This is a genomic window from Acinetobacter guillouiae (assembly GCF_002370525.2).
GTDB classification, from domain to species: Bacteria; Pseudomonadota; Gammaproteobacteria; order Pseudomonadales; family Moraxellaceae; genus Acinetobacter; species Acinetobacter guillouiae.
Map to the genome: position 1 here is coordinate 1,207,411 of NZ_AP014630.1, position 26,225 is coordinate 1,233,635.

The 26,225-nt window shown below is 37.4% G+C and carries 22 protein-coding genes; 14 read left to right on the top strand and 8 right to left on the bottom strand.

Going from position 1 to position 26,225, the window contains the following annotated elements; translation table 11 throughout:
- Window positions 1-3 precede the first annotated feature (3 nt).
- On the top strand, window positions 4-1,326 hold the full coding sequence (locus AS4_RS05675) for a sensor histidine kinase (RefSeq protein WP_096733482.1): 1,323 nt from the start codon (window positions 4-6) through the stop codon (window positions 1,324-1,326).
- Here the strand turns inward: AS4_RS05675 and AS4_RS05680 are convergent.
- The 5 genes from AS4_RS05680 to AS4_RS05700 all read right to left on the bottom strand — a co-directional run bounded on the left by AS4_RS05680 (window position 1,319) and on the right by AS4_RS05700 (window position 7,879).
- Window positions 1,319-2,017 (bottom strand): response regulator transcription factor, encoded by a 699-nt coding sequence (locus AS4_RS05680; RefSeq protein ID WP_096733483.1) that lies wholly within the window; start codon window positions 2,015-2,017, stop codon window positions 1,319-1,321. The genes AS4_RS05675 and AS4_RS05680 overlap by 8 nt on opposite strands.
- 18 nt (window positions 2,018-2,035) lie before the next feature.
- Window positions 2,036-2,539, bottom strand: coding sequence for a chalcone isomerase family protein (locus AS4_RS05685; RefSeq protein WP_096733484.1), 504 nt, complete (start codon window positions 2,537-2,539; stop codon window positions 2,036-2,038).
- The gene (locus AS4_RS05690; RefSeq protein WP_096733485.1) at window positions 2,509-3,087 is read right to left on the bottom strand and encodes a DUF2358 domain-containing protein; all 579 of its coding nucleotides are present in this window, start codon (window positions 3,085-3,087) and stop codon (window positions 2,509-2,511) included. Before AS4_RS05690 ends, AS4_RS05685 begins: the two co-directional genes overlap by 31 nt.
- A 329-nt stretch (window positions 3,088-3,416) precedes the next feature.
- Window positions 3,417-5,567, bottom strand: a complete 2,151-nt coding sequence (locus AS4_RS05695; RefSeq protein WP_096733486.1) for a TonB-dependent receptor plug domain-containing protein — start codon at window positions 5,565-5,567, stop codon at window positions 3,417-3,419.
- Between the two features lie 86 nt (window positions 5,568-5,653).
- Window positions 5,654-7,879 (bottom strand): Ig-like domain-containing protein, encoded by a 2,226-nt coding sequence (locus AS4_RS05700; protein ID WP_096733487.1) that lies wholly within the window; start codon window positions 7,877-7,879, stop codon window positions 5,654-5,656.
- A 578-nt stretch (window positions 7,880-8,457) separates the two neighbouring features.
- Between AS4_RS05700 and AS4_RS05705 the strand changes: the two genes are divergently transcribed.
- From AS4_RS05705 to AS4_RS05715, 3 genes are all read left to right on the top strand, one after another.
- Window positions 8,458-8,964 (top strand): sigma-70 family RNA polymerase sigma factor, encoded by a 507-nt coding sequence (locus AS4_RS05705; RefSeq protein ID WP_034615906.1) that lies wholly within the window; start codon window positions 8,458-8,460, stop codon window positions 8,962-8,964.
- A gap of 4 nt (window positions 8,965-8,968) precedes the next feature.
- On the top strand, window positions 8,969-9,976 hold the full coding sequence (locus AS4_RS05710; protein WP_096733488.1) for a FecR domain-containing protein: 1,008 nt from the start codon (window positions 8,969-8,971) through the stop codon (window positions 9,974-9,976).
- Window positions 9,977-10,050: 74 nt separating this feature from the next.
- Window positions 10,051-12,597, top strand: coding sequence for a TonB-dependent siderophore receptor (locus tag AS4_RS05715; protein ID WP_096733489.1), 2,547 nt, complete (start codon window positions 10,051-10,053; stop codon window positions 12,595-12,597).
- A 198-nt stretch (window positions 12,598-12,795) separates the two neighbouring features.
- Here the strand turns inward: AS4_RS05715 and proP are convergent, their stop codons facing one another.
- Window positions 12,796-14,277 (bottom strand): glycine betaine/L-proline transporter ProP, encoded by a 1,482-nt coding sequence (gene proP, locus AS4_RS05720; protein WP_056516445.1) that lies wholly within the window; start codon window positions 14,275-14,277, stop codon window positions 12,796-12,798.
- Between the two features lie 462 nt (window positions 14,278-14,739).
- Window positions 14,740-15,174: a hypothetical protein gene (locus AS4_RS05725; RefSeq protein WP_096733490.1), complete on the bottom strand. Its 435-nt coding sequence runs from the start codon at window positions 15,172-15,174 to the stop codon at window positions 14,740-14,742.
- 205 nt (window positions 15,175-15,379) lie between these two features.
- On the opposite strand from AS4_RS05725, the gene AS4_RS05730 reads away from it, so the two are divergent.
- From AS4_RS05730 to AS4_RS05750, 5 genes are all read left to right on the top strand, one after another.
- The gene (locus AS4_RS05730) at window positions 15,380-15,994 is read left to right on the top strand and encodes a MarC family protein (protein ID WP_034615920.1); all 615 of its coding nucleotides are present in this window, start codon (window positions 15,380-15,382) and stop codon (window positions 15,992-15,994) included.
- Between the two features lie 286 nt (window positions 15,995-16,280).
- A complete protein-coding gene (locus tag AS4_RS05735; protein WP_096733491.1) occupies window positions 16,281-18,485 on the top strand; it encodes a TonB-dependent siderophore receptor in 2,205 nt (734 codons plus the stop codon).
- A gap of 154 nt (window positions 18,486-18,639) precedes the next feature.
- On the top strand, window positions 18,640-19,242 hold the full coding sequence (locus tag AS4_RS05740; RefSeq protein WP_096733492.1) for a TetR/AcrR family transcriptional regulator: 603 nt from the start codon (window positions 18,640-18,642) through the stop codon (window positions 19,240-19,242).
- A 9-nt stretch (window positions 19,243-19,251) separates the two neighbouring features.
- On the top strand, window positions 19,252-20,229 hold the full coding sequence (locus AS4_RS05745; protein WP_096733493.1) for a zinc-binding dehydrogenase: 978 nt from the start codon (window positions 19,252-19,254) through the stop codon (window positions 20,227-20,229).
- 65 nt (window positions 20,230-20,294) lie between these two features.
- Window positions 20,295-20,651, top strand: coding sequence for a DUF1304 domain-containing protein (locus tag AS4_RS05750; RefSeq protein ID WP_096733494.1), 357 nt, complete (start codon window positions 20,295-20,297; stop codon window positions 20,649-20,651).
- 161 nt (window positions 20,652-20,812) lie between these two features.
- Here AS4_RS05750 and AS4_RS05755 read toward each other — a convergent pair whose 3' ends face one another.
- Window positions 20,813-21,385 carry a GNAT family N-acetyltransferase gene (locus AS4_RS05755; RefSeq protein ID WP_096733495.1) on the bottom strand — a complete coding sequence of 191 codons (573 nt, stop codon included), beginning with the start codon at window positions 21,383-21,385 and terminating at the stop codon, window positions 20,813-20,815.
- 151 nt (window positions 21,386-21,536) lie between these two features.
- On the opposite strand from AS4_RS05755, the gene AS4_RS05760 reads away from it, so the two are divergent.
- From AS4_RS05760 to AS4_RS05780, 5 genes are all read left to right on the top strand, one after another.
- The gene (locus AS4_RS05760; protein ID WP_004722263.1) at window positions 21,537-22,370 is read left to right on the top strand and encodes a helix-turn-helix transcriptional regulator; all 834 of its coding nucleotides are present in this window, start codon (window positions 21,537-21,539) and stop codon (window positions 22,368-22,370) included.
- Window positions 22,371-23,784: 1,414 nt separating this feature from the next.
- Window positions 23,785-24,123, top strand: a complete 339-nt coding sequence (locus tag AS4_RS05765; RefSeq protein ID WP_096733496.1) for a hypothetical protein — start codon at window positions 23,785-23,787, stop codon at window positions 24,121-24,123.
- 413 nt (window positions 24,124-24,536) lie between these two features.
- Window positions 24,537-25,073, top strand: coding sequence for a Csu type fimbrial protein (locus AS4_RS05770; RefSeq protein ID WP_096733497.1), 537 nt, complete (start codon window positions 24,537-24,539; stop codon window positions 25,071-25,073).
- Window positions 25,074-25,133: 60 nt separating this feature from the next.
- Window positions 25,134-25,688, top strand: a complete 555-nt coding sequence (locus AS4_RS05775; protein WP_096733498.1) for a spore coat protein U domain-containing protein — start codon at window positions 25,134-25,136, stop codon at window positions 25,686-25,688.
- Between the two features lie 11 nt (window positions 25,689-25,699).
- Window positions 25,700-26,206 (top strand): Csu type fimbrial protein, encoded by a 507-nt coding sequence (locus tag AS4_RS05780; protein ID WP_096733499.1) that lies wholly within the window; start codon window positions 25,700-25,702, stop codon window positions 26,204-26,206.
- The last annotated feature ends 19 nt before the right edge of the window (window positions 26,207-26,225 follow it).

Below are 26,225 nucleotides of genomic sequence, written 5' to 3' on the forward strand. Positions count from 1 at the left end.
TTTATGCTGAGGCTTTTTAAGGGCAACCGTACTCATCCCTTGGGTGAAGTTTTTAATCGTTATTACTGGTTGCAAATCGGATTGATCGCCTTGTCGATTGTGATTGGTATTGCATGTAGTGCATGGGTGATTAAAGGCACGTTATTGAAAACTGCGCTTGAACAGGAAATGGAACATTATTGGATGCGCGTGGAACGTAATCCAAATGCAGATTTGCCTGACACCAAAAATTTATATGGATATCGCTGGAGTAATGTAACCCCCACCAGCTTTCAAAACATGCATTTAAAAGCAGGAGTTGGTCGCCATTTTGTCGATGGTAAAGAACGTATGACCGTCTATGGTGAGCGTAATGGGCAGCATGTTCTTTTGGTTTTTGGTGAAAGTAATGTCAATAAACTGATATGGCTGTTTGGTTTAGCACCGTTAATGCTGAGTTTGTTTGTACTTTATAGTGTGTTGTGGTGGTGGAATCGGCGTGCGCGTCGTTATTTTTCTCCGATCACTCGACTTGCCAATGCTTTAGAAAACATCGATTGGGAACATCAGAACAAAGAAGCATCACCTTTTAAAGACATCAGCACTGATGCAAATATGGAAGCAGAATATTTAAAACAAGCATTAGAAAAATATCATCAGGTTTTGAGTGAATTTATTAATCGTGAACGTGAGTTTAGCAGTGATGTTAGTCATGAACTACGGACACCGTTAACAGTTCTAAAAGGCAATGTTCAGCTTTGCCAAGCCCGTTATGGCGATAACAAAGCTTTTATTCGTCTGGGTAATACCATTGAAGATATGCAGTTACTGGTTGATACCTTATTGGCAATTGCGCGTAATACCACCAATACGCTCACTCCAGAATACAGATCAATATTCAATATATTACATGAATTACAAGTTGATTTAGAAAGTGTGGGGCAGGTCAAGGGAATACAGATCAATCTTCAACAGGATCTGAACGAACAGACACGGCTATTGTATCCATCTATGACAAAAATGGTTTTTGGCAATATTTTACGTAATGCCTTAAATTATTCTCAAGGTTCAGAAATTGATATTATTGTGCAAAAAAATAAAGTCCTGATCGCCGATAATGGTATAGGCATCAATTTACCCAATGACGTTAAAGTACACGAGTTATCTTGCCCTCAATTAAAGTTACAAACCAAAGGGCATGGTATTGGACTACAATTAGTACAGAAATTGTCTAGGCAATTGGGTTGGCGTGTGGAGTTGTTTGATCGTCAATATTATTTAACTATTCACAATGATATTGCTTTAATGCCTTCCACGGGATTGGTCGTGGTGGTTTATCTTAACTAAGTGAGTCTAGTTCAAGCGAAATTTTTAAGCCAACACCTGACACTGTATGAATCAATTTCTGATCAAAAGGCTTATCAACCATTTTACGTAAATTATAAATATGGCTGCGCAGTGCATCACTTTCAGGCTCTGTATCACCCCATAATTCTATTACAATTTCTTGTTTAGTAATGACTTTAGGTGAGTTTCTCATCAATAACTTCAAGAGCTTAAATTGAATTGGTGGAAGTTCAATATTTTGACCAGCTCGGCTAATAGTTTGTCGTGCACTATCTAAAATTAGGTCGTGAATTTGTAATTGGCTATTAGAAACCTCACCCATTGATCTTTTAATCAAAGCCCGAACTCGCATAACCAATTCGTTAAAGTCGAATGGTTTGACCAAATAATCATCGGTACCTGAACTAAAACCTTTCATTTTGTCATCTAAGGTATCACGTGCTGTGAGCATGAGTACGGGGATATCTAAGCCTTGTTCTTTCCTTAACCAATGACAGAGATCGTAACCTGAGCCATCAGGTAAATTAATATCCAATAACAGAATGTGATAAGGATTGTGTTTTAATAAATTTCGAGCTGTGTCTAAATTACGCGCATGATCTATTACAAAACCATGTGCTTCTAAAAACTCACAGAGGGTAGATGCTAATTCGTAATGGTCTTCGACCATAAGGATAAAATGCTTTGTCATTACAATAACTTTATGTCGTTAATTTAAGAGCTGTTGTTTCAATTTAGCATTAAAAGGCTGTGAACCTAACCAAATTTTAAAATATTGATTGGCATGATCATTTTGGAGATGACCTAATGTTTTCTGATTCAGTAAAAGGGTTAATGTGTGGGATGAATGGACGTAGCTTAAAGTGTATAAATCGCCATTTTTAACTGGTTTATAAAGCTGTGTAATTTGGTTCAGGGGAGATGTCTCTTTAAAATCAGGAATATTTTTCTTTAAAAAATGTGTGGCTGCACGTTTAAATGCCCATTCTGGAATATCTTGAGTATAAGAAAAATTCATTTGAATACTTTGCATATCCCAGGCTTTTTTACAAGACTCTGCAAAGTAGCTTACTTGACCGACTTGTTTTTTCCCGATTAAAAGGGCAGCTGTTGCACATTGTTGTATAGAGGCAGCATGAGTTGTTGACGTGCTGATGGATAAACCAGTCATACACACAATACTTAAGATGATTTTTTGAATGCTAATAACCATGAATAAGCACCTCCTACATAAGGCAATTGACGATATAGACCATTTGCAGGATCCCAAAAGTCTTGTTGAAAAATAATTTGGTTATCTTTATTTACCTTAATTTCACTAATGCCATATGATGCCATTTTTCTTTGCACACCAAAAATTTTGAACTCATAAGCCATATACCAATGTATATATGCAGAATCTTGCTGATAGGTAGTGTTCAATAATTTTACTTTGACATTGCTAACACGCTTATTCATACCTTTGAAATGTTCTAGTAAATTTTGTCTTGATGAGAACTGGGAAAGTGTGTCATTGATAAAAAGGTGCTCTGCATACAGAGAACTGGCTTTATTTATGAATTCCGGTGTACCTAAAGTATTGAAGGTAGATATGAAACGAGTACCAATCTCTAATGCTTGGGTTTCTGTCAATGTCATACCCGTAATATTATTTCTGGCGACACTATAATCTGAGGAATAACTTGGAATGCTTTTACATCCGGATAAACACATCAGTGCCAACATAGAGGCAAAGATTTTTTTTGGGTTTTTCACGATCATTATCCATTTTGAATCTTATTTATACTGTAGATAAATCGGTGTGAACGAGATGTGAAATTGACAAAAAAATTATCATTTCTGCCTCATTAAAGCTGTCAGAGACATAGCTAAAAGTATGCCATCACAACGAATACAAGTGTTATACGGACACCGCTTCCGCCAAATATTGAAAAAGACCCTTAAATTTTTAAGGGTCTTTTTTTGCTTAGATTTTGTCTCACGGACTCTATATAAATTTTGGATTGAAATAGAACAGATCAGATTGAGTTAGATGATCATCATGTTGAATCTCTTTTTACAGGCGAGGGCAACAACCCAAAAATTTACATTCATTTATAATTATTCCATTTAAATTCAGCATTGATAAAATAAGTACGTTCCAGACCATTTAAACCGCTATACGCAGCTCTATAGGTGGTATTGCCGAGGTTACGGATCCCCGCACTTAAATTGACATATTTATGATTAAAACCCGCATACAGGCTACCGATGGTATAAGAATCAAAGCCGCCTTTTTGTATGACTTGAGGTTCATTAAATACGGTCTGAATTTTGCCTTTCACCCATGGCTGTAACGGCAATTGGCTAAAGGTATATTTATAATGGCTGTTAATATCAATTGGATGTGCCGCAGCTTGTACAAAAACATCTTCAGAATCAATTTTATTAAAACTACCTGAAATACCAAAGTCATGCACTTCATCCATATAATTGGCACTGAATTCCATCCCCCAATTATTGACTTGGTCGGCATTATAATATCGGGTGGTGTCTTGGAAAAAGTCAGATTCACGATCATTAAAATCGCCTGTCGCTATATTGCATTTACCGATACGAATACAACTTTCTAAACCCGCTCGATCAATAACTCTACGATTGGTTTTCGTCCAAATATATTGGTCAAAGTCGCTATAAAACACACTGGTATTTAAGGCCCAATGATCATTGAGGTATTTCCAAGCCACTTCGGCATGGTAGCCTTCTTCAGGTTGTAAAGCTAAACCTCCACCCAAAAAGCCACCAAACGTATAGCGTTCATACAAATCAGGTGCGCGGAAAGTACGGCTGATGTTGGCAGAAATATTTTGAGTATCGGTGAGGTGATATTGTGCTCCAAGTGCCCATGTTGGTTCGAATATGGTTTTTTCAGGGGTAATTCCTGAAATACCGATGAGTTGTGAGGCAAGTTCAGCATTTGCACCTGGCAGTAATTTTTGTCGGGTTGCCCAATAATTGGCGCGTACTCCTGCAAAACCTGTCCATGTGCCGAAGTCATATTCTAAATTCGTAAAACCTGCATAATAATCTTGTTCAGAATACACCGCAGTGACGGCTTTATCTAAAACAGCTTCCAGACCAAAACTGGCTTGTAATTGATGCCAGTTTAAAAATAGATTGGCGTTAAAATTATCACTGTCTAAGGTTTCGGTGTAACCGCCTTCTTGTTGGCGTTCTAATAAGGACTGTTTGTTATATTTAAATGAGAAGTTATTAAAAATACCCAGATTGTCTTTACGATAAGTGATGGATTTTGATTCACGCTCTTTGCGTGCCAACAGCATCACCATTGCATCTTGCATGGTATTCCCATGTGCTGATGCAATATCTTTACCGATCCATTGATCATAATCGAGATCAATCTGGCTATCTGTAGCAAATTTTCCTGATAATTTGGCACTCAGTGATTCGGCGTCATAACCCAAATCTTTGACGGTGACTGTGCTATTCACGGCATTTAATGCATTGGTTTTACTAATCGCATACTTTTTATCAGCATCACCACGGACCCGATAGTCATTGGACGATTCTTTGGTATAAGTGACCTTTGCACCAAAATTATCCATGCCTGCGTTTAGACTGGTGGTCGAACTGGTTTTGTCATAACCCTCATCATAAGCGAATTTTTGACTGACCCCGATGCCTTGACTCATTTGTACAGGTTTGGTCTTGACGATAATGACGCCACCTGATGCACCCGGGTCGTAAATCACCGCAGGACTACCTTTTACCACTTCAATCATTTCAACGTTGTTAATATCCACCTGATTGATTTCACCAGAACCTGAATGGTCTAAACCTTGATTGGCGATTTTGATGCCATCAACAACACTGACCACGCGTTGCCCAGTCAGACCACGAATTTTTACATTTTTACCGAAAGCCCCAGTTTCGGTAATGGAAACTCCCGGAATATCCCGAATCGCTTCTTTGACATCGGCTAAGCCTTCCTGTTGAATTTTTTCCTGACTGATGATCTGTTTGGAATAGGGTTTGTTAAACATTTCTTGTTGATTTTGTCGCTCTGCCTTGAGGACTTTTTCTGCTGTGACTTCAATGACAGGTAGTTTAGTGGGGTGTTCATCATTTATATCGGTATCTTTCTTATTTTCTGCTGCATAGAGATGATAGAAAGGAGAGTATCCACCAGCAATACACATGGCCAATAATAGATATCGTGGGAGAAAGGGAGGTGTGTTCATGACAGAAATCCAGTCAAAATAAACGCAGGGTTGCTGCCCCATCTTAAGAATGGAAACAGCAACCCGATTGAATGAGTATGTATGGCCTAGTCAGTGATCCAAGAACCATTAATTTGATTGACTCTTTTCAATGATTTTTCATTTTCCGAGAAGCCACTGGTCAGTAAAGGAACACCCGTATGAGTACCTGTCATATGCAAGCCAAATAGACCACCAATCCCAGCCAAAGTGGCATTACCTGAAGCGTCAGCAGTGACATTGGTAATTCCACCTCCACCCTCTAAATCCTTGATGTTACCCATGAGTTTGCCCGTGGTGGCATTGACAATACTACCGACTGTGTCAGCTGTATCCGTTGCCTGATTGGCACGTTTATTCCATAACAATACATTGCCTTCATAAATGCCATTGGCACGGAATGCAGTGCGTTCAAAGTACATGCGGCCAAACGTTGGGGTGACGCTGGTTTTGCTGGCTGTTGGCGCATTGAGTGGTAATTTATAAACGTTATAAACACGGGTTGCTGTGGCAGTTGGATTGGTCTCATTGACATAGACATAATCACCTACGGCCACCGCAGGTACCCGCATTGAAGTAAAGTATGGAATATCCTGATCAATGACAGCATTATCCAATGCTGTTTTTGTGGTTGTGGTTGCAGTATTTAACCAGCCTTGTTGATAGTTGAGGTTCATCTTGTCTTTAGATGGCTTGGCCGCTTCGACAAATAAATAGCCATTTTTGACCGCAGTTAGGTTCAGATTATATGACAAAGCCACATTGCCTGAATTATTGGCTAAATCCGTACCAGTGCCATTATCATAAATTTTGCTTGCGCTGGTGCCTGTTAATTTAAGAATCTCGGCATTTTTATAGACATAGGCTTCACGAAATACTTGATGGGTGAACACGGCATTTTGTGTATCAAGGTTATAATTAATCAATAAATAACCAGTATTACCTTCTGCCAAATTATCGACTACATTTGGCATGTTAAAGAAATTACTAAAGATACCCGCGCCACCATGTCCACCACCAAATTTAAGTTGATGATGTTCAGGATTATAATTTGCAGGATATTCTGCACCTGTTACATTCGCTAAGGTTTTTGCAGTTTTATCATAAGCATAAAGTGTTTTTACCCCTTCTTTTGCCAGATAAATATGGCTATCATTTTGTGCTAAGAAGTAGTATTGACCTGTTCCTCCACCAATATCAGTACAGGTGACCAAATCAACGGTACAGCTTTGTAAACGTGCAGCTTCATTACTTGCGGTTGGGTAGCTTCCTTTGACATAGGCAGCACTGTAGTTGACCAATACTGAATCAGTTTTACCAGTCGTGTTATTGACAACCTGTTTAATGGTTCGACCCTGTGTCACTTTGCCATCTGATAAACGCACAGTGATATAGGCATTTTTAATATTGTCAGACAGCTCGCCTCTAAAAATATCGGGTAGTTTGGCAAAAGTACGCAATTGCACATAAGAATTATCAATATCTGTTTCATTGAGATACATGGTTTGTGTATCACCAATCGCGGTCATTCCTGCAGTTGTTAATGTTGCTGGTAATGATGTTTTACTAAAAATGGTGGCTTGACTGTTTGGATTGCTTGCATCAAAACGTTTCAGAATATTGTCGGTATAGAATGTATATTCAGTTGCGGTTGTTTTGCCAGCTGGAGTGTAAGTACGTATTTCTTTAGATGCATTTGGGTCAAGGAAAATACCATATTCACGTTTTTTATAAACTGTTTTATCGCCATCTTTTGCCGCACTCATCACAAAGACACGATTGCCTAAAATCACGTTGCTGATACTGCTGTAATACTCTTCTTTGCCGTTGTTAGGGTCATAACGGACAATTTGAGAATTACCTGTTTCTGGGTTGGTGACTTTGTAGAATTGATAATCAAACACCGACTCAACTTGAGTATTAATCGTAATGCTCAGATCTGTGCTCAGTGAACCATCACTGACACTTACCACAAGTGTATCTGCACCAACCACATTGCCTGCAATATAAGTGATCACACCTGTTTTACTGTCAATGCTTGCAGTGCCTAATTTTGGCGCTGTTTTTATGCTATAGGTAAGCGCGTTGTTTTCAGCATCTTTTGCCGTAACGCTAATTTTTTTACTATCTAGTGTTTGTACGGTCACTGGGCTGATCGCATCAATTGTTGGGGCAGTATTGTTCGGTTTGCTGTCTCCACTACCACTGCCACCCCCACCACAACCTGTAAGAATGGTACAGATTGAACTGGCAATCAGGGTTTTATGACCTATTTTCATTTTAGATAACAACATTGCTTTATCCTTTGCTTGATAAAAAAATGGACAATCATCGTGGCTAGAAAGGACAATGCTTTGTTGGCTATATGATAATGATAATTATTTACATTAAAAATACTAATCTAATACAAAAACTGAGTCAACATAATATTTCTGTTTAGCATATTGATATTTATTGTTAATTAATGAAATGTCTTTTAATTTGATTAGGATTGTGTCTGTTTTTTAAGCGTTGAAAATTTTTATTGGTGTCACACAAGTACTTTAAGATGAAGTGATATTTTGCAAGCTTTCACTCATAAAATATGTCCAATCTAGCTAATTTCATTTAATGTATAGTCACCAATTTTTTTATCACTTCTTCGCCTACTTCACGTGGTGATTGAGGATTTTGCCGTCAGCAAATAATAGTGTATGCATATATTGACATTCAGGGCTGTCCAATTTAAACCGCAAAGCTAAATAAGCTGCTACAGATTGGTTTGTGCAAAAAATGCGAGTTGGACAAGGACATAGTTAAGATGAAAATAATGATTGAATTTAGCCATTAAATTACTGATAATAATTATCATTCGCTTAAATAAACTTTTTCCATGTCTGCGTCGCTTCCCAATCATGATATTGCTCAACTTTATCAAGAACATCATTCTTGGGTATATGCATGGCTATATAAAAAGTTAGGCAATAGCTCTGATGCAGCTGATTTGGCACAAGATACTTTCTTAAGAGTGATGGCACGACGTCAGCAAATTGAATTATTGCAACCACGTGCTTATTTGACCACTGTAGCCAAAGGCTTGATGATCAATTGGATTCAACGGAAGCATATTGAGCGGGCATATTTAGACGTGTTGGCGCTACAACCTGAACTCGAAGAAATCTCTCCAGAACAGCACTGTTTGATTATCGAAAGTTTGCTTGAAGTGACACAATTGCTAGAGCAACTGCCTGCGGTGGTACGTGATACTTTTCTCTATGCGCAGCTTGAAGGGCTGAAATATGATGAGATTGCAGTCAAATTGGATATTTCCCTAAGTTCAGTCAAACGCTATATGAAAAAAGCGTATGTACATTGTCTGTCTGCCATGCTGGACGACTAAGCGAATGTCAAAGCAGAATGAATCTGAACAACAACACAATCAAAAATCAGACTCAAAACAAGATCAACAACAGACGCAACAAATTTTAAATGAAGCGGCTGATTGGTGTATGCGTTTAAGCCAAGGCGAGTTGAGTCCGCAAGAATTACAGCAATTGCAGATCTGGCAGCAGCAAAGTTCAGTACATGCCAAAGTTTGGCAAAAAATGCAGCAACTGCATCATACTTTTGATCAACTGCCAACCGAAGTGGCGCGGCCTATTTTAAAGCAAAGCACATCATCTTCATGGAGAAAACGCCGTCATTATATGTGGGTTTTGGCGTGTCTATCGTCACTGTATTTAGGCTATAGCTTAAATCAGCAGCAACAATGGACGGCAGACTATCGTACAAAAGTAGGCGAAATTGAAAGAATTAAACTCCCTGATGGTGGTGAGCTGTATCTAGACAGTGCATCGGCAATTGATCTGGACTATAGCGCTAAGCAACGTAATGTCGTGCTAAGAAAAGGTCAGATCTGGATTAAAACTGCGAAAGATCAACAACAACGCCCATTCTTTGTGCAAACTCAACATGGGCAAATGCAGGCTTTGGGTACTGAATTCTCAGTAGAGCTTGATTCAAAGCAGTCTTGGGTATTCGTCGAGCAAGGTGCGGTGAAATTACAACCAGAACGTCATCCAACTCAGACAGTGATTGTTGCGGCGGGTCAGCAAAGTCATTTGAATCGCGAGCAGGTGGCTGAGGTTACAAGTGCTGATCTTACACGCAACAGCTGGACGCAAGGCTGGATGATCGTGAATGATATGCCGTTGTCTGAATTCGTACAGCGTATAGGAAAATATCAAAAGGGTTATATTGCTTTAGATGATGATATTGCTCAGATTAAAATATCAGGGACTTATCCAATCAATGATTTGCCAACGCTATATAACATGTTGGCTGTCACCTATAAGTTAGACATCAATCGCTATGCACAGGGCTATTGGGTCAGTATTGGTGAAAAAAAATAATTTAAGGCTGACACTTTTTTAAAACTCAACTGGCAAGGCTAATAAGAGAACTCATTGGTATTCAATAGGGGGTTATGGTGTCTCTAGCATTGCAACACGCAAAAAAATTGAAAAAATCGAAGCCATATAAAATAAGCCGCGAGAAAAAAATGCGTTATTCTGTCATGCATTTATTGGTACTGAGCAGCATGTTGGGTGTCAGTGCATTTAGCCATGCTGAAACAGCAGCAACTCAAAAGCATTATCAAGTGGCTTCAGGGGATTTGGGACAAGCACTTTCTAATTTTGCTCTACAGTCTAATATTGCATTGTCTTTTGATCCGAAACTGACGCAGGGGTATAAAACCAACGGTTTAAGCGGCAGTTTTGATATTGCTCAAGGTTTTCAACAGTTATTAAAAGACACAGATCTACAGCTTGTTCAACAAAGTCCACGGGTGTGGCGAATTGAACGACGTCAGATGTCGAAAACCACAACAGTTGCAAACACGGCAACGGATTCAGCCGTGGCAGCAAATTCTCACGCTGATAATCCAGCAGCGAAACTTGAGACCATTGTCGTGACTGCCAATCAGTTGGGGGAAATTACTGAAAATAGTGGTTCTTATACGCCAGGTAAAATTGCCACCGCCACGCGTTTAGTGCTTACACCGAAAGAAACACCACAAACCATTAGTGTGATTACGCGACAGTTGATGGATGATTTTCAGTTAAATAATATTGATCAAGTCATGTCGCATACCCCCGGGATTACCGTATCAGCTTACGACAGTGAACGGACCAGTTATTACTCACGCGGTTTTGCCATTAATAATTTCCAATATGATGGCATTCCTTCTACGACTCGAAATGTCGGTTATGCTGCGGGTAATACGCTCAGTGATTCTGCTATTTATGACCGTGTCGAAGTACTCAAAGGGGCAACGGGCTTACTTACAGGGGTGGGATCTTTAGGAGCAACCATCAACTTAGTACGTAAAAAACCCACTGCAGAGACTCAAGCATCGCTGAGTTTAAGCGCAGGTTCTTGGAATAATTACCGTGCTATGGCAGATGTCAGTGGTTCACTCAATGATGAGCAAACTATTCGTGGACGTTTTGTGGCTGCGGGTCAAGACAAAGAATCTTTTATGGATCGTTATGAACGTAAAAGTGCTGTATTTTATGGCATTGTCGAAGCAGATTTAGGCGATAAAACTTTAGTTACACTGGGTGCTGATTACCAGAACAATGACCCTAAAGCATCGACATGGTCAGGCTCTTTTCCTTTATTTAATGGTGAAGGGGAACGTAATCCTGATCCAGATCGCTCCTTTAATAATGGTGCCAATTGGAGTGAATGGAAACAATATACCCGTACCATTTTTGCCAATGTACATCATAAATTTAATGACGATTGGGCACTGACTCTGCAATATGACCATAAAATTAATGGCTATGATGCAACACTAGGCACCATCCAAGGCTATTATCCTAAATTAGATGGTTCTGCTAATCTTTGGCCTTCTCAATATATCGGTCGTACTGTCAGTGATTCATTGGAGTTGTATAGCACAGGTAAGTTTGAGCTGCTTGGTCGGCAACATGATTTGGTCTTAGGCGCAAGTGGAGCTTATTCACGTTGGAAGGGGAAAGATTGGTATGGTGGCATGCAGGGTTATGATTCACATATTCCCGATTTTAGCCAATGGGATGGCAATATTGCACAGCCAAATTGGGGTGAGCCAAATGCCTATACCCATGACCGTACTTCACAATATGGTGCCTACGCCAGTACACGTTTAAATCTGGCGGATGATTTAAAGGTGCTCTTAGGCACCCGTATGATCAACTATAAAATGAAAGGCTTACAAGGTGTGGTTGAGGAAAAGAATCGCTTCATTCCCTATGTTGGGGTCGTCTATGACATTACTGATCGAGTCAGTGCTTATGCCAGCCTCAGCGATATCTTTATGCCTTATGATATCTGGTATAAGTCGTCAGCCAATAAAATCCTAGATCCAGACGAAGGTAAAAACTACGAAGGCGGCTTTAAGTTTCAATCCGATGATGCCAAGTTAAATGCCAGTATCGCTTATTTTGAAATCCATGAATCCAATCGTGCCATTGAGGACATTGTTTATAATGGTGCGCCAAGTAATCCCGCTGTTGATTTTGCATGGATTGGTGCGAAAGCCAAAACTAAGGGGGTAGAAATTGAAGCTTCTGGTGAGGTTTTCCCCAATGTTCAAGTGCAAAGTGGTTATACCTATAAGCAAATCAAGGACCATGATGGTGAAAAGATTTCAACATGGGAACCAGAACATCAATTTAATATCTCTACCCAGTATAAATTTGATCAGCAACTCGAAGGTTTAAGCGTGGGCGGGAATGTGCGTTGGCAGAACCACGGATGGCAAACGGTGTATAACAATGTCAAAAAACGTAGTGAAGTGATTGATCAAAAAGCCTTTGTATTGGTCGATTTAATGGCCAATTACCAGTTTAATGAACAGTTGAGTACTGCGATTAATTTGAATAATATTTTTGATGAGCATTACTTTACCAACATCGGCTTCTATAACTCTGGGGTCTATGGTGAGCCACGTAATTTTATGGTTAGTGTGAAGTATAAGTATTAAGTCGTGAATCAAGGTGAGTAATGAAATTACTTATTTGAAACCAATATTAAACTAGGCAACTACTCCTCCCTTTTTTGAAAAGGGAGGTTAAGTATAATGTTGCTTAGTTTAAACATATGCTTTTGAGTGTGGTTGTTATCAGGCTGTACTGAATGGCTTATCCAACACAATCATGCTGAATAAGCCCATTTAAGATCATTAATCAATATCAGGATGCTGCTTGGCGAGATGATCACGCTTTTCTTGCAACTCTTCAATTTTTTGATCAATTTTTTCGATTTTTTGCTCAATATTTCCATGATATTGTTCGAGAAGCTCTTCAGCCTCTTCAGTATCAACGGCCATTGGTTTTGCACCTTTGAGCGGTAAGTTGGCTGTTTCTTTAAGATAAATCGCAGTAATCACACCGAAGCAACCACAAATCACCAGATAATAGGCAGGCACCATAATATTTTGAGTGGTTTCAACCAGTGTTGCTGTGATGGTGGGTGTTAAACCTGCGATGACCACTGAAATATTAAAAGCGATTGCAAGCGCACTATAACGAATTTCAGTTGGAAACAATGCGGGTAGGGTTGAAGCCATTATTCCAATCAACATATTGAGTGAAAGTGCCAACATCAATAGACCCAAGAAAATTAAGTAAACATTATTTGTGGCGAGCAATATAAAGGCTGGGTATGACAAGACAATCAGTGCAATGCTTCCTGCAAAGACAAATGGGCGACGACCAATTTTGTCACTGAGCATGCCTACAAACGGCTGTACAAAGAGCATTCCGACCATTACTGCAATAATAATCAGAACGCCGTGATTTTCTGAATAGCCTAAGTTATGTGAGAAATAACTTGGTAAATAGGTGAGTAGCATGTAGTAGGTGACATTGGTACATAGTACGAGTCCGACACAGACCAATAGACTGCGCTTATGCTCACGGAAAATTTGTTTGAAACCCACTTTTTGCGGTTTTTTCGATTGTGATTGTTCTTCGGCATGCGCCTGAAACGTCGGAGTTTCATCTAAAGAGTGACGTAAATATAAGCCAATCAGTCCCAGCGGTAACGCTAAATAAAAAGGAATACGCCAGCCCCAATCGACAAAGGCGGCTTCGCCCATGGAAAAGCTGATCATTGAAACGACACCCGCCCCAACAACAAAACCTAGAATAGAACCAAAATCCAGCCAGCTTCCCATGAAACCACGCTTTCGATCTGGAGAATATTCCGCGACAAATATTGCTGCTCCAGCATATTCTCCTCCGACCGAAAAGCCTTGAGCAATTTTTACAATGAGTAGCAAAATCGGGGCCCAAATCCCTATACTTTCATAAGATGGAATCAAACCAATACCAAAGGTACTGACCGACATGATAATAATGGTGATTGCCAGAATTTTTTGACGACCGTATTTATCGCCTAAATGCCCGAAAAATAATCCACCCAAAGGTCGAAATATAAAGGGTATAGAAAAGGTGGCAAGGGCCGCAATCATTTGTATACTGGGTGATGAATTGGGGAAAAAGACTTTACCCAATACATAAGCGACATAGCCATACACACCAAAATCAAACCATTCGATGGCATTCCCTAAAGCTGCGGCTTTAATGGCTTTTTTAGTCTTATCATAATCAATAATTTCGACATCATCGATTTCAAGTGGTTTGATTTTTCTTTTATACATAAATGGCTTAATCCTAATGAATGACAGTGTTAAAAAAACTCTTTAAAACACAATCAAAAAAAATTCATCATGAGCAGAAATGATTAAAAAATATAACGCTAGGTTACATTTAAGATTTCAATGTCATAGAATTTTAATAAATATCAATTGATTATAATTTTAGTTTTTTTGTGAATTTTATGTGTTGAGTAATCATGAACAAAATGTATGAGATCTGATGCAATTATGTAATAAGTTTAACGTATATAAATCAATCAAAAGGCTTGAGCATAACAGTTGTGTTTCTTTTAGCTAAATTTGTTTTAACAATACTTACAAATAAATTGAAAGATAAAAAAATACTGAGATTAGAAACAGGGTATTAGGATGGTGACTAAAGCAATGGATAGACATTGATCCTCACAATTCAGCAAAACACATCAAAAAAATATTTCATATAAAACTTATGCTTATACAGTCGAATTATAAAAAATCAGGATTTTTGACAACCTGCAACAGCTGAGGATTATCGATTGGAATTGAGAATATCACTCCATTGGTACTTTGAACAAAAACAATATGGTCTTTAATAATCGCCTTACAAAAAGGGTTACTATTCTCCAAAAACAAAAACCACTGTAACTCATTTTTTAAAAACAGACCGACTACACCATCCCCACCAAAACTACCCTCACCATATCTTATCTGATAGTCTGCATAACTAATCTGCCCCATATAATCAAAATCAATAAGATCCGTTTTCTTCACGTCGTCATCAAAGAAATTTAATTTCCTTACGATATCCACAGTTGCGTTATCTTTGTTTCTATAATCGAGAACAAATATTTCTTCATTGTGCAGAAAAATTCCATTTATAAATGGACATTGAAAATTATTGAATATCTCTGTTCGTTTCATATATGCAAGTCCTTGACTCGTTGCTGAACCCCGTTTGTGTAAGTCCTGATTATATTTTTTGTAAAAATAAGTGACTGAATCTTAATAAAATTTACAATTTTAATGATTAGTTAGACAAAGTATCCCCTTGTTGAGAAGTACAATTTTAGCAAAGTAAGCTCTTTTTTTGATTTTGTTTCCTGATTTTGTTTTATGGAAAGCCATTATGTTTTCAAATTATATCCATCCATTTGTTTTGTTTTTCTCATTACTCAATCCGTTTTTAATGAGTATCTATATGATCGGGATGATTCGCCATACTGAAACCCATGTATTCAATAAAGGTTTGGCTCAAGGTGCCTTGATTGCTTATGTGGTTTTTATGCTTTTTGCATGGGGTGGTGAAGCCATTTTTAGTACTTATTTAAATGTTCGTTTTGAGTCATTTCAGATTTTTGGCGGATTAATTTTCTTAGTGATTGGTTATCGCTTTGTATTTCAAGGCGCAGATACCATCGGAGAAATGAGAGGAACGCCTGCGCATTTGGCCAGTACCATGGCGATGCCATTTATGATTGGTCCTGGCACAATCAGTGCGGCTGTCGTAACAGGAGCGAGTATGTCTTTACTCGAATCCGCTGTGTTGATTGCTTTTACCTTATTTATTAGCTGTGGCATTTTAATGATCATGAAGTATGGGCATGACCATTTACGTTATAGCCATGCAAAATATATTGATCGCTATTTTGATATTGTTGGACGTTTATCTGCCTTGTTAATTGGCACAATTGCGATTGATATGATCGCGACTGGGGTTATTGGTTTGCTTGAAAAGTATTAATAATTATTTATTGGTTTTCATATTTTTTGAGGTAATTATCAAATAAATGCGATGACATGATTTACGCTGAGGTGAGGGATACACATCAGGCCATGTCAAAGTTTATTCAGTAATATCATCGAGAAACCATCTTTTTAGCCTTTCAGATTGAGAGGCTGTTCCTTTTATAGCTTTGTCTAACAAAACGAATTTGAAATGTAAAATAATGGAGAAATATAGAGATATATGTTGTTTTTATGTGAAATATAACGATAATGATTTTTATTTAGATTAAGAGTTTTATTTCGTGAATAAATGGATTTCTCAAAATCGAATTTTTGCTAAAAGTGCAATTTATCTTGCACTTTATAGTTGTTGGATTGGGACAGCTTATGCTGCGACAGAAGCAACAACGGAACAAACAAATGCTTTACCCATGATCGTTGTCACAGCAGAAAACAATACAGAAAATAACTACACTAAAAAGAATGCCAGTACATCGACTAAACTCGATTTGAGTATAAAAGAAACCCCACAATCGGTTTCAGTGATTACCCGCAAACAAATCGAAGATATGGGTGCAACAAATTTGGGTGATGCACTTTTAAATACAACAGGGATTTTGCTTACAGGGGATAATACGGAGAGGACCAACTTTTCTATCCGAGGCTTTAATGTTGGAGATGGCTGGAATTCAAATATATTGCAATATGATGGTGTTGCTGTAAATGCAAGTAATGTCACCTCCTCTAAACCAGATATGGCAACCATTGAAAGTATTGAAGTATTACGAGGGGCAGCAGGGTTAATGCAAGGTTCAGGAGACCCGTCTGGTGCAATTAATCTTATTCGTAAAAAACCAACAGAAGTTTTTCAGGCGAGTGGCGCTGTCAGTTATGGTTCATGGAATACTGTACGTGGAGAAATGGATGTTTCTGGTCCGTTGAATCAATCTGGAAGTGTGCGTGGTCGTTTAGTGGTGGCAGGTCAAGATGGTGATTCATTTATGAAATCTGTTACTCGTGATTCTAATGTTTTGTATGGAATCGTGAGCAGTGATTTAACTGAAAATACGCTATTGAATATTGGATATTCACGTCAAGGTGAACATGCAGTTCCCGTCAATACAATTCCTAACTATTTCAATGGTCAAAAAATAGGTATCGATAATTCCAACTGTGGTTGTGATTACAGAGATTTTTGGGATAAAACCAATACACAAGCTTTCTTAGATATAAGCCATAAATTTAATAATGGATGGGAAGTAAAAGCCAGCTATATGAAGGCAAACTATGCCATGGATATGGCATTTACTTCATTGAGCGTGGCTCCAAAAACCACAAGTGCTGATGATGCTTTAGCAACTGTTTATAAGTACGGATATAACTATGAGCAAAAATTAGATATTTATGATTTTTTTGCAAAAGGGACATATCAATTATTCGGTCGTGAGCATGACTTGGTATTTGGTGCAAATCACAGTAAAAGTAATATTACAGGTGCATGGACAAGTTGGGACCAAGTGCTAGAAGATTATAGTTTAGTTGGCGGAGGGGAAACACCGACGCGTGACTATTTATACGTCAATATTAAAAATTACAGTCCTTATCAGTTACCTTATATCGCACCACGTTATCAAAATACCAGCACTGATCAGGTACGCCAGACAGGATACTACCTCACCACGCGTTTAAATATTATTGATCCGCTGAAAGTTATTGCAGGTGTGCGCCAAAGCAATTATGAAAGTGTCAATGAATATAAGAAATCAAATATTTTAACACCATACTTTGGGCTTACTTACGCTATCAATGATGCATTGACTGCATATGCGAGTTATACCGATACTTTTGTTGTGCAAAATGTCAAAGATCGTAATGAGACATTACTTGATCCAGTACAGGGGAATGTTTATGAAATCGGGTTAAAAGCAGGGCTTTGGGATGATCGTTTAATTGCATCAGTTGCAGGGTTTAAAACCAACCAAATTAATCGCTCAATACGAGATGAAAGCACCAAAGGCCAATGCCCATTTAATGGTGGTGAGGCTTATTGTAATGTTGCATCGGGTGAGGTGATCAGTAAAGGGATTGAAACTGAGATTCGTGGTGAAATTATACCCAATCTTAATTTGAGTTTTGGCTACACATACAATACTACGGAATATGCGAACGACCCTACAAATCAAGGTTTGGTTTTTAATGAGGATACGCCTGAACATATTGCACGTTTATTTGCGACCTATAAATTTGCTAATAATTTAATCCTAGGCGGCGGTGCAAATTATCAAAGTACTTGGAAAGTGGGTCGTTATAGCGAACATCCTTATAGTCAGCCCGGATATACGATTGCTAACTTGGTGGCAAGCTATCCACTAAGTGATAAAGTGAATATTGCATTGAATATCAATAATATTTTTGACAAAGAATATTATTCACAAATTTATAGCGATGGAACTATTCGTTTTGGTAATCCTCGAAATGCAACGCTTACCTTACGTGCAAAGTTCTAAATCAATTGAAGGATGGCTGATATTTTCAGCCATCCTCTCAAATAATAATCTAATTTACTCTCTAATAAGCACTTAAGCCCTTCGACTATCTTACTTAATTAAATTTTTTATAAATTTATAGACGACTGGTCTATTATTGATTTATAGTGTGTACATGAAACGATCAGATAAAAGTGAAGCGACTCGCCAGCATATCTTAAATACCAGTTTTAAGCTGGTATTACATAAAGGTTTTGTTGGCGTTGGCTTGCAGGAAATTTTAACGACTTGTGGTGTACCCAAAGGTTCGTTCTATTATTACTTTGCTTCCAAAGAAGCATTTGGTTGTGCACTTTTACAGCAATATCTTGCTGATTATAAAGTGAAAATCGATCAATTGATTCTACAAGAAGAGCGGAGTGCTTATGCGCGCTTAGTTGCGCTTTGGCAAGCATGGATTGATGATCCATGCCATAACGATGGTGGCTGGGCTGAGAATTGTCTGATTGTAAAACTTGCCGCAGAGGTCTCTGATTTATCGGAAGATATGCGTCAGATTTTAAATTTTGGTGTGACAAAGCTGACAGAACGCATTGCAAATTTACTCAGTGACGGGCAACAGGATGGCTCAATTCCACAACATATTGAGCCTGAGAAAATGGCACAAACCATGTATCAACTCTGGTTAGGCGCAGCTTTATTGGCGAAACTGGCGCAGAACAAACAACCACTTTATTTGGCTTTAGAAACCACACAGCAATTACTAAAACCTATATAGGAACAACAAATGAAAAGTATTATTCATCAAGTTTTTGGCGAACCTGTCGACGTATTAGCATCTGCAGACATGCCAAAGCCAGAGCCTAAAGCAGGCGAAGTTCGTATTAAAATGATTTTATCTCCAATGCATAACCATGACATTTGGACGGTGAGAGGCAATTATGGCTACAAGCCGACACTTCCTGCGATTGGTGGGAGTGAAGCTGTTGGTGTGATTGATGCTGTCGGTGAAGGTGTCGATGCAGTGTCCGTCGGGCAGCGTGTTGCAGTTGCAGCAGTCCACGACAGTTGGGCTGAATACTTTATTGCACCTGCACATGGTGTTGTGCCTTTAATTGATGCAATAGATGATGAAACCGCTGCTCAATTGATTGGTATGCCGATTAGTGCACTGATGCTGTTAGATTTTATTGATTTAAAACAAGATCAGTGGCTTATCCAAAACACAGCCAATGGCGCTGTGGGTAAAACTGTTGCGATGATTGCAAACGCCCGTGGTCAAAAAGTCATTCATTTGGTTCGCCGTAGTGATGCGATTGCAGAAATGAATGGTTTAGGTATTCAAAATGTAGTGGCGACTGATCAAGCGGATTGGAAAGATCAAGTAAAAGCGATACATGCAGATCAACCTTTAATCGCTGGGGTAGATTCGATTGGCGGTAAAGCCAGTGGTGAAATGTTAGCTTTACTCAGTGAAAATAGTGTCTTGGTTTCATTTGGTAGTATGACGGGTGAACTGATGCAAATTTCATCAGGTGATCTTATTTTTAAACAAGCGACAGTCAAAGGCTTCTGGGCAAGTGTGGTCAATAAGCAATTGTCTGCGGAACGCAAAAAAGAGTTAATTGTAGAATTGGTGACTTTAGCTGCACAGAAAAAATTAATATTACCTGTTGAAGGTGTATTTAGTTTCGATCAAATTCAACAAGCAGCAGCCAGAGCAACTGAAGGTGCACGCCAAGGCAAAGTGTTATTAAAACCATAAATGTACTTGGCATAGATCAGTTGCGAGACTGATCTATCAGCGTTTTTAAAATAAGGAAGAAAACGATGATTGGACAAATTTTAATTGTCTTAATTGCACTGCTACATGTGTATATTTTAGTTTTAGAGATGTTCTTATGGGATAAACCATACGGTTTAAAAGCATTTGGGAATACGCCTGAAAAAGCACAGCTCACCAAAGTCATGGCACAAAATCAAGGCTTATATAATGGCTTTTTAGCAGCAGGCTTATTTTGGGCTTTATGTGCACCTGTAATTTATGCCTTACCACTGGCAAATTTCTTTTTGGGCTGTGTATTGATTGCTGGGATTTATGGCGGCTTAACGGCAAGTAAGAAAATTATTTACATACAAGCGATTCCAGCAGCATTGGCATTACTTATCGTGAATTTGAATTACTAAAGTAAGGGGCGAATCTCGCCCTTACTTAAAGTTCTTCAAAAAATTTAATTACATAGCTGCATCAGAGAGATCAATAAGCTCTCTCGCTTCATATGAATCGTTCAGAAGATGATCTTAATTTATTTATTAATATCTCTGATGTTTGTTAACTTTAATTGATTCTAATCCATGTATTTGCTTACTTTGTAATGTGCAGGCAATTTGACCCACTCTTCACGTGATAAATAGCTGATATGCTCTGTGCGGTAATCCGCTAGAAACTGATTATATTTATCTGTTTCAGTGTGATGATGCTTAAAGCCACACTTTGCTTGTGCTTTATGTGACTGTTCATTATCTGCAAAGTAACCACACCATAAAGCGTGTAATTGCAAATCTTCATAGGCATGTTGCATGACTGCTTTAACCGCTTCAGGTATAAAACCATTTCCCCAAAAGGGTACACCAATCCAATAAGCAACTTCTGCTTCATTATCAGCGATATCAAAATTACTGTCTTGCCCAATCAGTAGACCGACCATGCCAATGGCTCGATTGTCTTGCTTTTTCGCAAGCGCATAGACTTCATCATGTGCAAAAACTGTCTGAATATATTCTAAACTTTGTGCCTGACTTTCATGTGCGGGCCAGCCCGCAATTGGCCCAACGCGTTCATCTTTTGCGTATTCGTATAAACTCTCTGCATCATTTTCCTGCCAAGGTCGTAAAACTAAGCGTTCAGTTGTCAAAATCATATTTTTAAAGCCTCTTATAAAATTCATCTCATTTCAAAATGAACTATACGTATTATAGGGACTGCTTCCTATGCGCATATTTTGGCAATTTCGGTGCTTTTCAAAACAAAATCATTATAATTAGGCAGATATTTAATAAATTTTATTCAAAATGCAAAGTGATCTAAATTATCTTCGTCAAAATGCAAAAGATTATTTATGGGGAACAAGTCATCTAAGTGATTCGTTAAACCAGCCTTTGCTATTAGCATATTGTTCACTTATTTTTATTACACAAGGCCATGCTGATTTAAGCATTCAGTTTAAAAGTTACCATTTGCAAGCAGGTGATTTTTTGGTTCTTGCAGAAGATTCATTGACTATTATAAAAAACCAATCGGCTGATTTTTCTTGTAATTATTGTATATTTAATCGTCATTTTGCTGCTGAAGTTGCCGCTGTTTTACCAAACGCTTTATTTGCTTATCTCAATCAAATGCCACATTTTTCCCCCAATACCGAACAGGCAGGTTTAATCAAGATATGGCAATCTCAAACCGATTTTATTATTAAATCCACAGAACAGTATCAGCGCACATTATTATGCAATCACTTGCAAAATTTTTTTCTGGTACTGTCTGAAATCGTCAATCACAAAAAGACCTTAGCCAAGAATGAGTACACAAGAAAAGAAAGATTATGTTGGAAGTTTTGGGAAATGATCGCAATACACTGTCACGCTGAACGGGAGGTTTTGTTTTATGCACAAGCCTTAAACATTAGTCCCTACTATTTATCGCAATTGTGTAAGCAAATTTTTAATGATAGCCCTAAAACGCTGATAGATCGGCTGGTAATTGTTAATCTTAAACAACGACTTAAAATGAATACACTCTCAATTCAAGTGATTGCTGACCAGATGCATTTTAATGACGCTTCCTATATGTGTCGTTATTTTAAAAAGCATACAGGCTATACGCTACGCCAATATCGAAAAGACAATTAAGATAAGATTTTTTAACGTGATATTTTGAATAGGCTTCTTTTATAAGTTCTTTTTAAAAGTATAGATCAACACAAAAGCGCCCTCATCCTCGTCTTTTCCCAACGCGAGAGGAACGTCCAATACCAATCTGACTCACTCTCCATGCTCATTTTTTCATCTATGGACGTGAACGAATGGGTAAAAATTTTATTCTTATCAATTTTAATGCTTGATCTACTTCATCATGAGAACGTTTGGAAATCAAATTGATGGATAATTTACACTCAGCTTACAAGTGGCTGATTAACAATCTTCGTAAAATGATTTGATCTTTTATATTTCTGAGATTTCGTTTAAAAATATTTCAGACTCATCATTGAGTTTAAAACGAATATGAGCTTAACTGTCCATCAAGTTTCTTAATTTATCTAAATCAGATTTATTTTGCTTCTAAAAAGAATATAATTCAAATAAAAACCAAGAATCATCACCATAAAAATTTTGAAAATAAATTTCGATTTCATCTTTTTTATAAGTAAAACCTTTGTCCAACTTGTTATTTTAACTTTGAATTTATGATCTGTTTTTATTATTTTAGTGGACTATTAAATTTTTTTAAGTTATTTTTAAATATAAAAACAGTATAGTTTTGATATTTTTTAATTTCATATTTAATCTTTGTGTGGGTAAGGAAGCTTAACTTTAAGGTGTATTTTATCAGGTTTTTATTATGAATATAACTCTGATATTGATTGTTTTTTATTTGTATGTAAATGTAATTTTTAAATTTAATTTTAGGGGTTGCTAATTTTTATTTGAGGTTTAAGTTTTTTAATGGATAAGATTAATTTATTGAATATTTATGTAATATTTTATGTTCTAATACTTGGCTGTTTTTATAAAAATGAATTTATTTTTGTTATTTTTTGATTTTTGTTTTAAAGGTTTTTACAATGATTAATTGTCACATAATAAGTATTTTTTAAAATTTATTTCTTATTGAGATTGGTGTTTATAATGCTTTGGTTTTTATTTTGGAAATATTATATATGATTAATTTCTCAAAAAATATAAATTTATTCTATTGTTTTGTATTTTTATTATTGTTCATCTGGAATATAGATAAATAAAAGATTTTTTATTTAATTTACAATTGGTCTTATTTTTTTTCATAGAATAACATATTTTTATTTTGATGAAATAGGATGGATATTGACTCAAAACACCGGCGATCAATAGATTGTTGCTAGTAAATAATTTCATAATAATTATACACTTGCTTTATGTTTTTTGTGTATTTAATTCAGTGAAATTAAATACTTAACTTTGAAATAGTATGAGTTTGGTGATAAATAATACCCACGAATTTGAAATGGAAAATTTTTCATCAACCTATTGAGCGATAAACAACTCTACTCATAAATAGTGGGTGTGTATGATAAAGATCTATGAAATGATTTTTCATAAAGGAATGGATGAAAACTCTCATTTTTTTTATGCGGTTAATAATCAGGCATCTCGTCAGCATTTTATTCGAATGCTGAGAAAAGAGATTGATGGTGAGCTGGGTGATTTTAAACAGAGTTGTATGAAAGATAATCGACATGACCTCACATGGCTTTATGAGGAAGTGAGCAGGGAAAGTCATTTTTACTTGGATATTATGGAAAATGATTTTATTTATAATGCCGTTGCTGCATTAGGTTTACATATTTCGCTGAGAGTGGAAGAACAAAATGTATTGGAAGCACAAGAAGGAGATGAATTTTTATAGAATTATATTTAAGTTAAATTATTGAAATTTAAATTGACGAATTTTATCTTTTTGTCAATTAAAAGTTTTCGATCAGCATGTTATAATGCCATATCGTCGCCCATTCTCCCCCTAAAAATTGAATGGGTTTTTTTTGCTCAGCATGTTTGTAAATATTGGGTTTGTAGTTAATTATATATAAGCATATATCTATAATAATCTTAATTATTTTAGTGTTTTTTATATGTTTAAATCTTTGGTGTAATTTAATTCATATTGATTTGAAAATTTATTTTAAAATATAAAAACTTATATTTAGTCGATGGTGTTTTTTAGTGTATTTATTGAACGCATATTTATCACATGTAATTATGTAGATGCTTTCACACTTCTTGTGTAAAAGTTAATAAATAATACATACCATGGGATTTAATATGAATATTTTTACAAAACTAACCCTTACTATTTTATTGGGTACAGGGTATATCGCGACTACACAAGCAGCAGTGACGGGTCAGGTTGATGTAAAACTGAATGTTTCAACAGGGTGTACTGTTGAAGGTTCTACAGTGAATGGCAATATCAACAAATTTGGTGAATTGAATTTTGGTAAAACTTCTGGCACTTGGACCAATACCCTTACTGCACAAGTTGCTTCATCTGGTACGGGCAGCCATCTCAATGTGAAATGTGATGGTACAACAGATGTTAACTTTACTGTTGCCATTGATGGTGGTCAACGCGCTGATCGTAGTCTTAAACATACAACTGCCGCAGATGTAGTCAGCTATAACGTTTATCGTGATGCAGCACGTACCAATCCATATGTCATTAATACAGCTCAGACTTTCACTGCTGCGACAGGTGTATCTCAAGAAGTTCCAATCTTTGGTGCAATTGCTGCGAACAACGGCACTGCAAAAGCACAGGGTGATTATACAGACACTTTATTGGTGACTGTTAATTTCTAATCAGTATACGTAACAGTGAACAGGCTTGTTGTTGAACAGGCCTGTTTTAAGGAGGAACGTATGCACCTGTTACTTAAACAATGCGTGGGATTGCTGGTTTGTGGTTTTATTTCGTCATTTACCAGTGCAGCACAGTTGGCAGCCAAATTAAACTTACAGATTGAATTAGAACCCTCATGTGAAATTAATAATCAGTCTGTTAATAATGGAACAAATGGTTTGAATTTTGGTCAACTGGATTTCGGAGAAACCACAGCCACATTTAATAAAGTGATTGAGACCAGCTTAAGTAATGCTTCTACTTCAGGTTTGACCATTCAATGCCCTGGAAATTCCCCAATAAAAGTTACTTTTGGTGCGGGTCAGAATGACAGCAAGGTTCCAGCGCCTTTTAGCGCAAATTATTTTCGTGCAATCAGCAATGGCACAGATTTTCTTGCCTACAACATCTTATATGGAACTGCTCGCGAAGCACTCAAACCCAATCAATCCATTACTTTGACCAATAATGGTCAGCCGCAAACGCTTAATCTCATGGGCCAAACTGTTAATAATGGTCGGTCAGTCTCGCTTGGGCAATATACCGACACTATTCCAATTACCATCGAATTTTAAAGAACGAAATCATGAAAAAAATAGGTTTAAGTGTTCTGCTGATGTTGGCTGTGCAGTGGGTATATGCTGAAACAGATGCAACTTTTACAGTCCAAGCAACCATTGCTAATGGGTGTGGGTTAAGCAATGTTGAACAACAACTGGATTTTGGTCGTCATCCTGTTGTGACGCAGGGAAAGTTGAGTGGATCAGTGATCAATACGACACAAAGTTGGAATATCCAATGTACTGCACGGCTACCCGTACAGGTGATGTTGAATGGTGGCGATCACTTTTCAAATAACTTTCGGCGGATGAAACATGAACAGCAGAATGAGTTTGTGTCTTATCAGCTTTATCAAGACAGTAATTCTCAGCGTGAATATACCAGTGGAGACACTTATCCACTCACGGCAACAACTGCTTTGGACACCGTACTGGGTTTTGCAGTTTACGGTGTTGCAGACTTGAATAATAACAATCAACCACGATCAGCAGGCCTTTATAAAGATACGGTCGCAATAACGATTACATGGTGATTCTATGAGCTTAAATAAA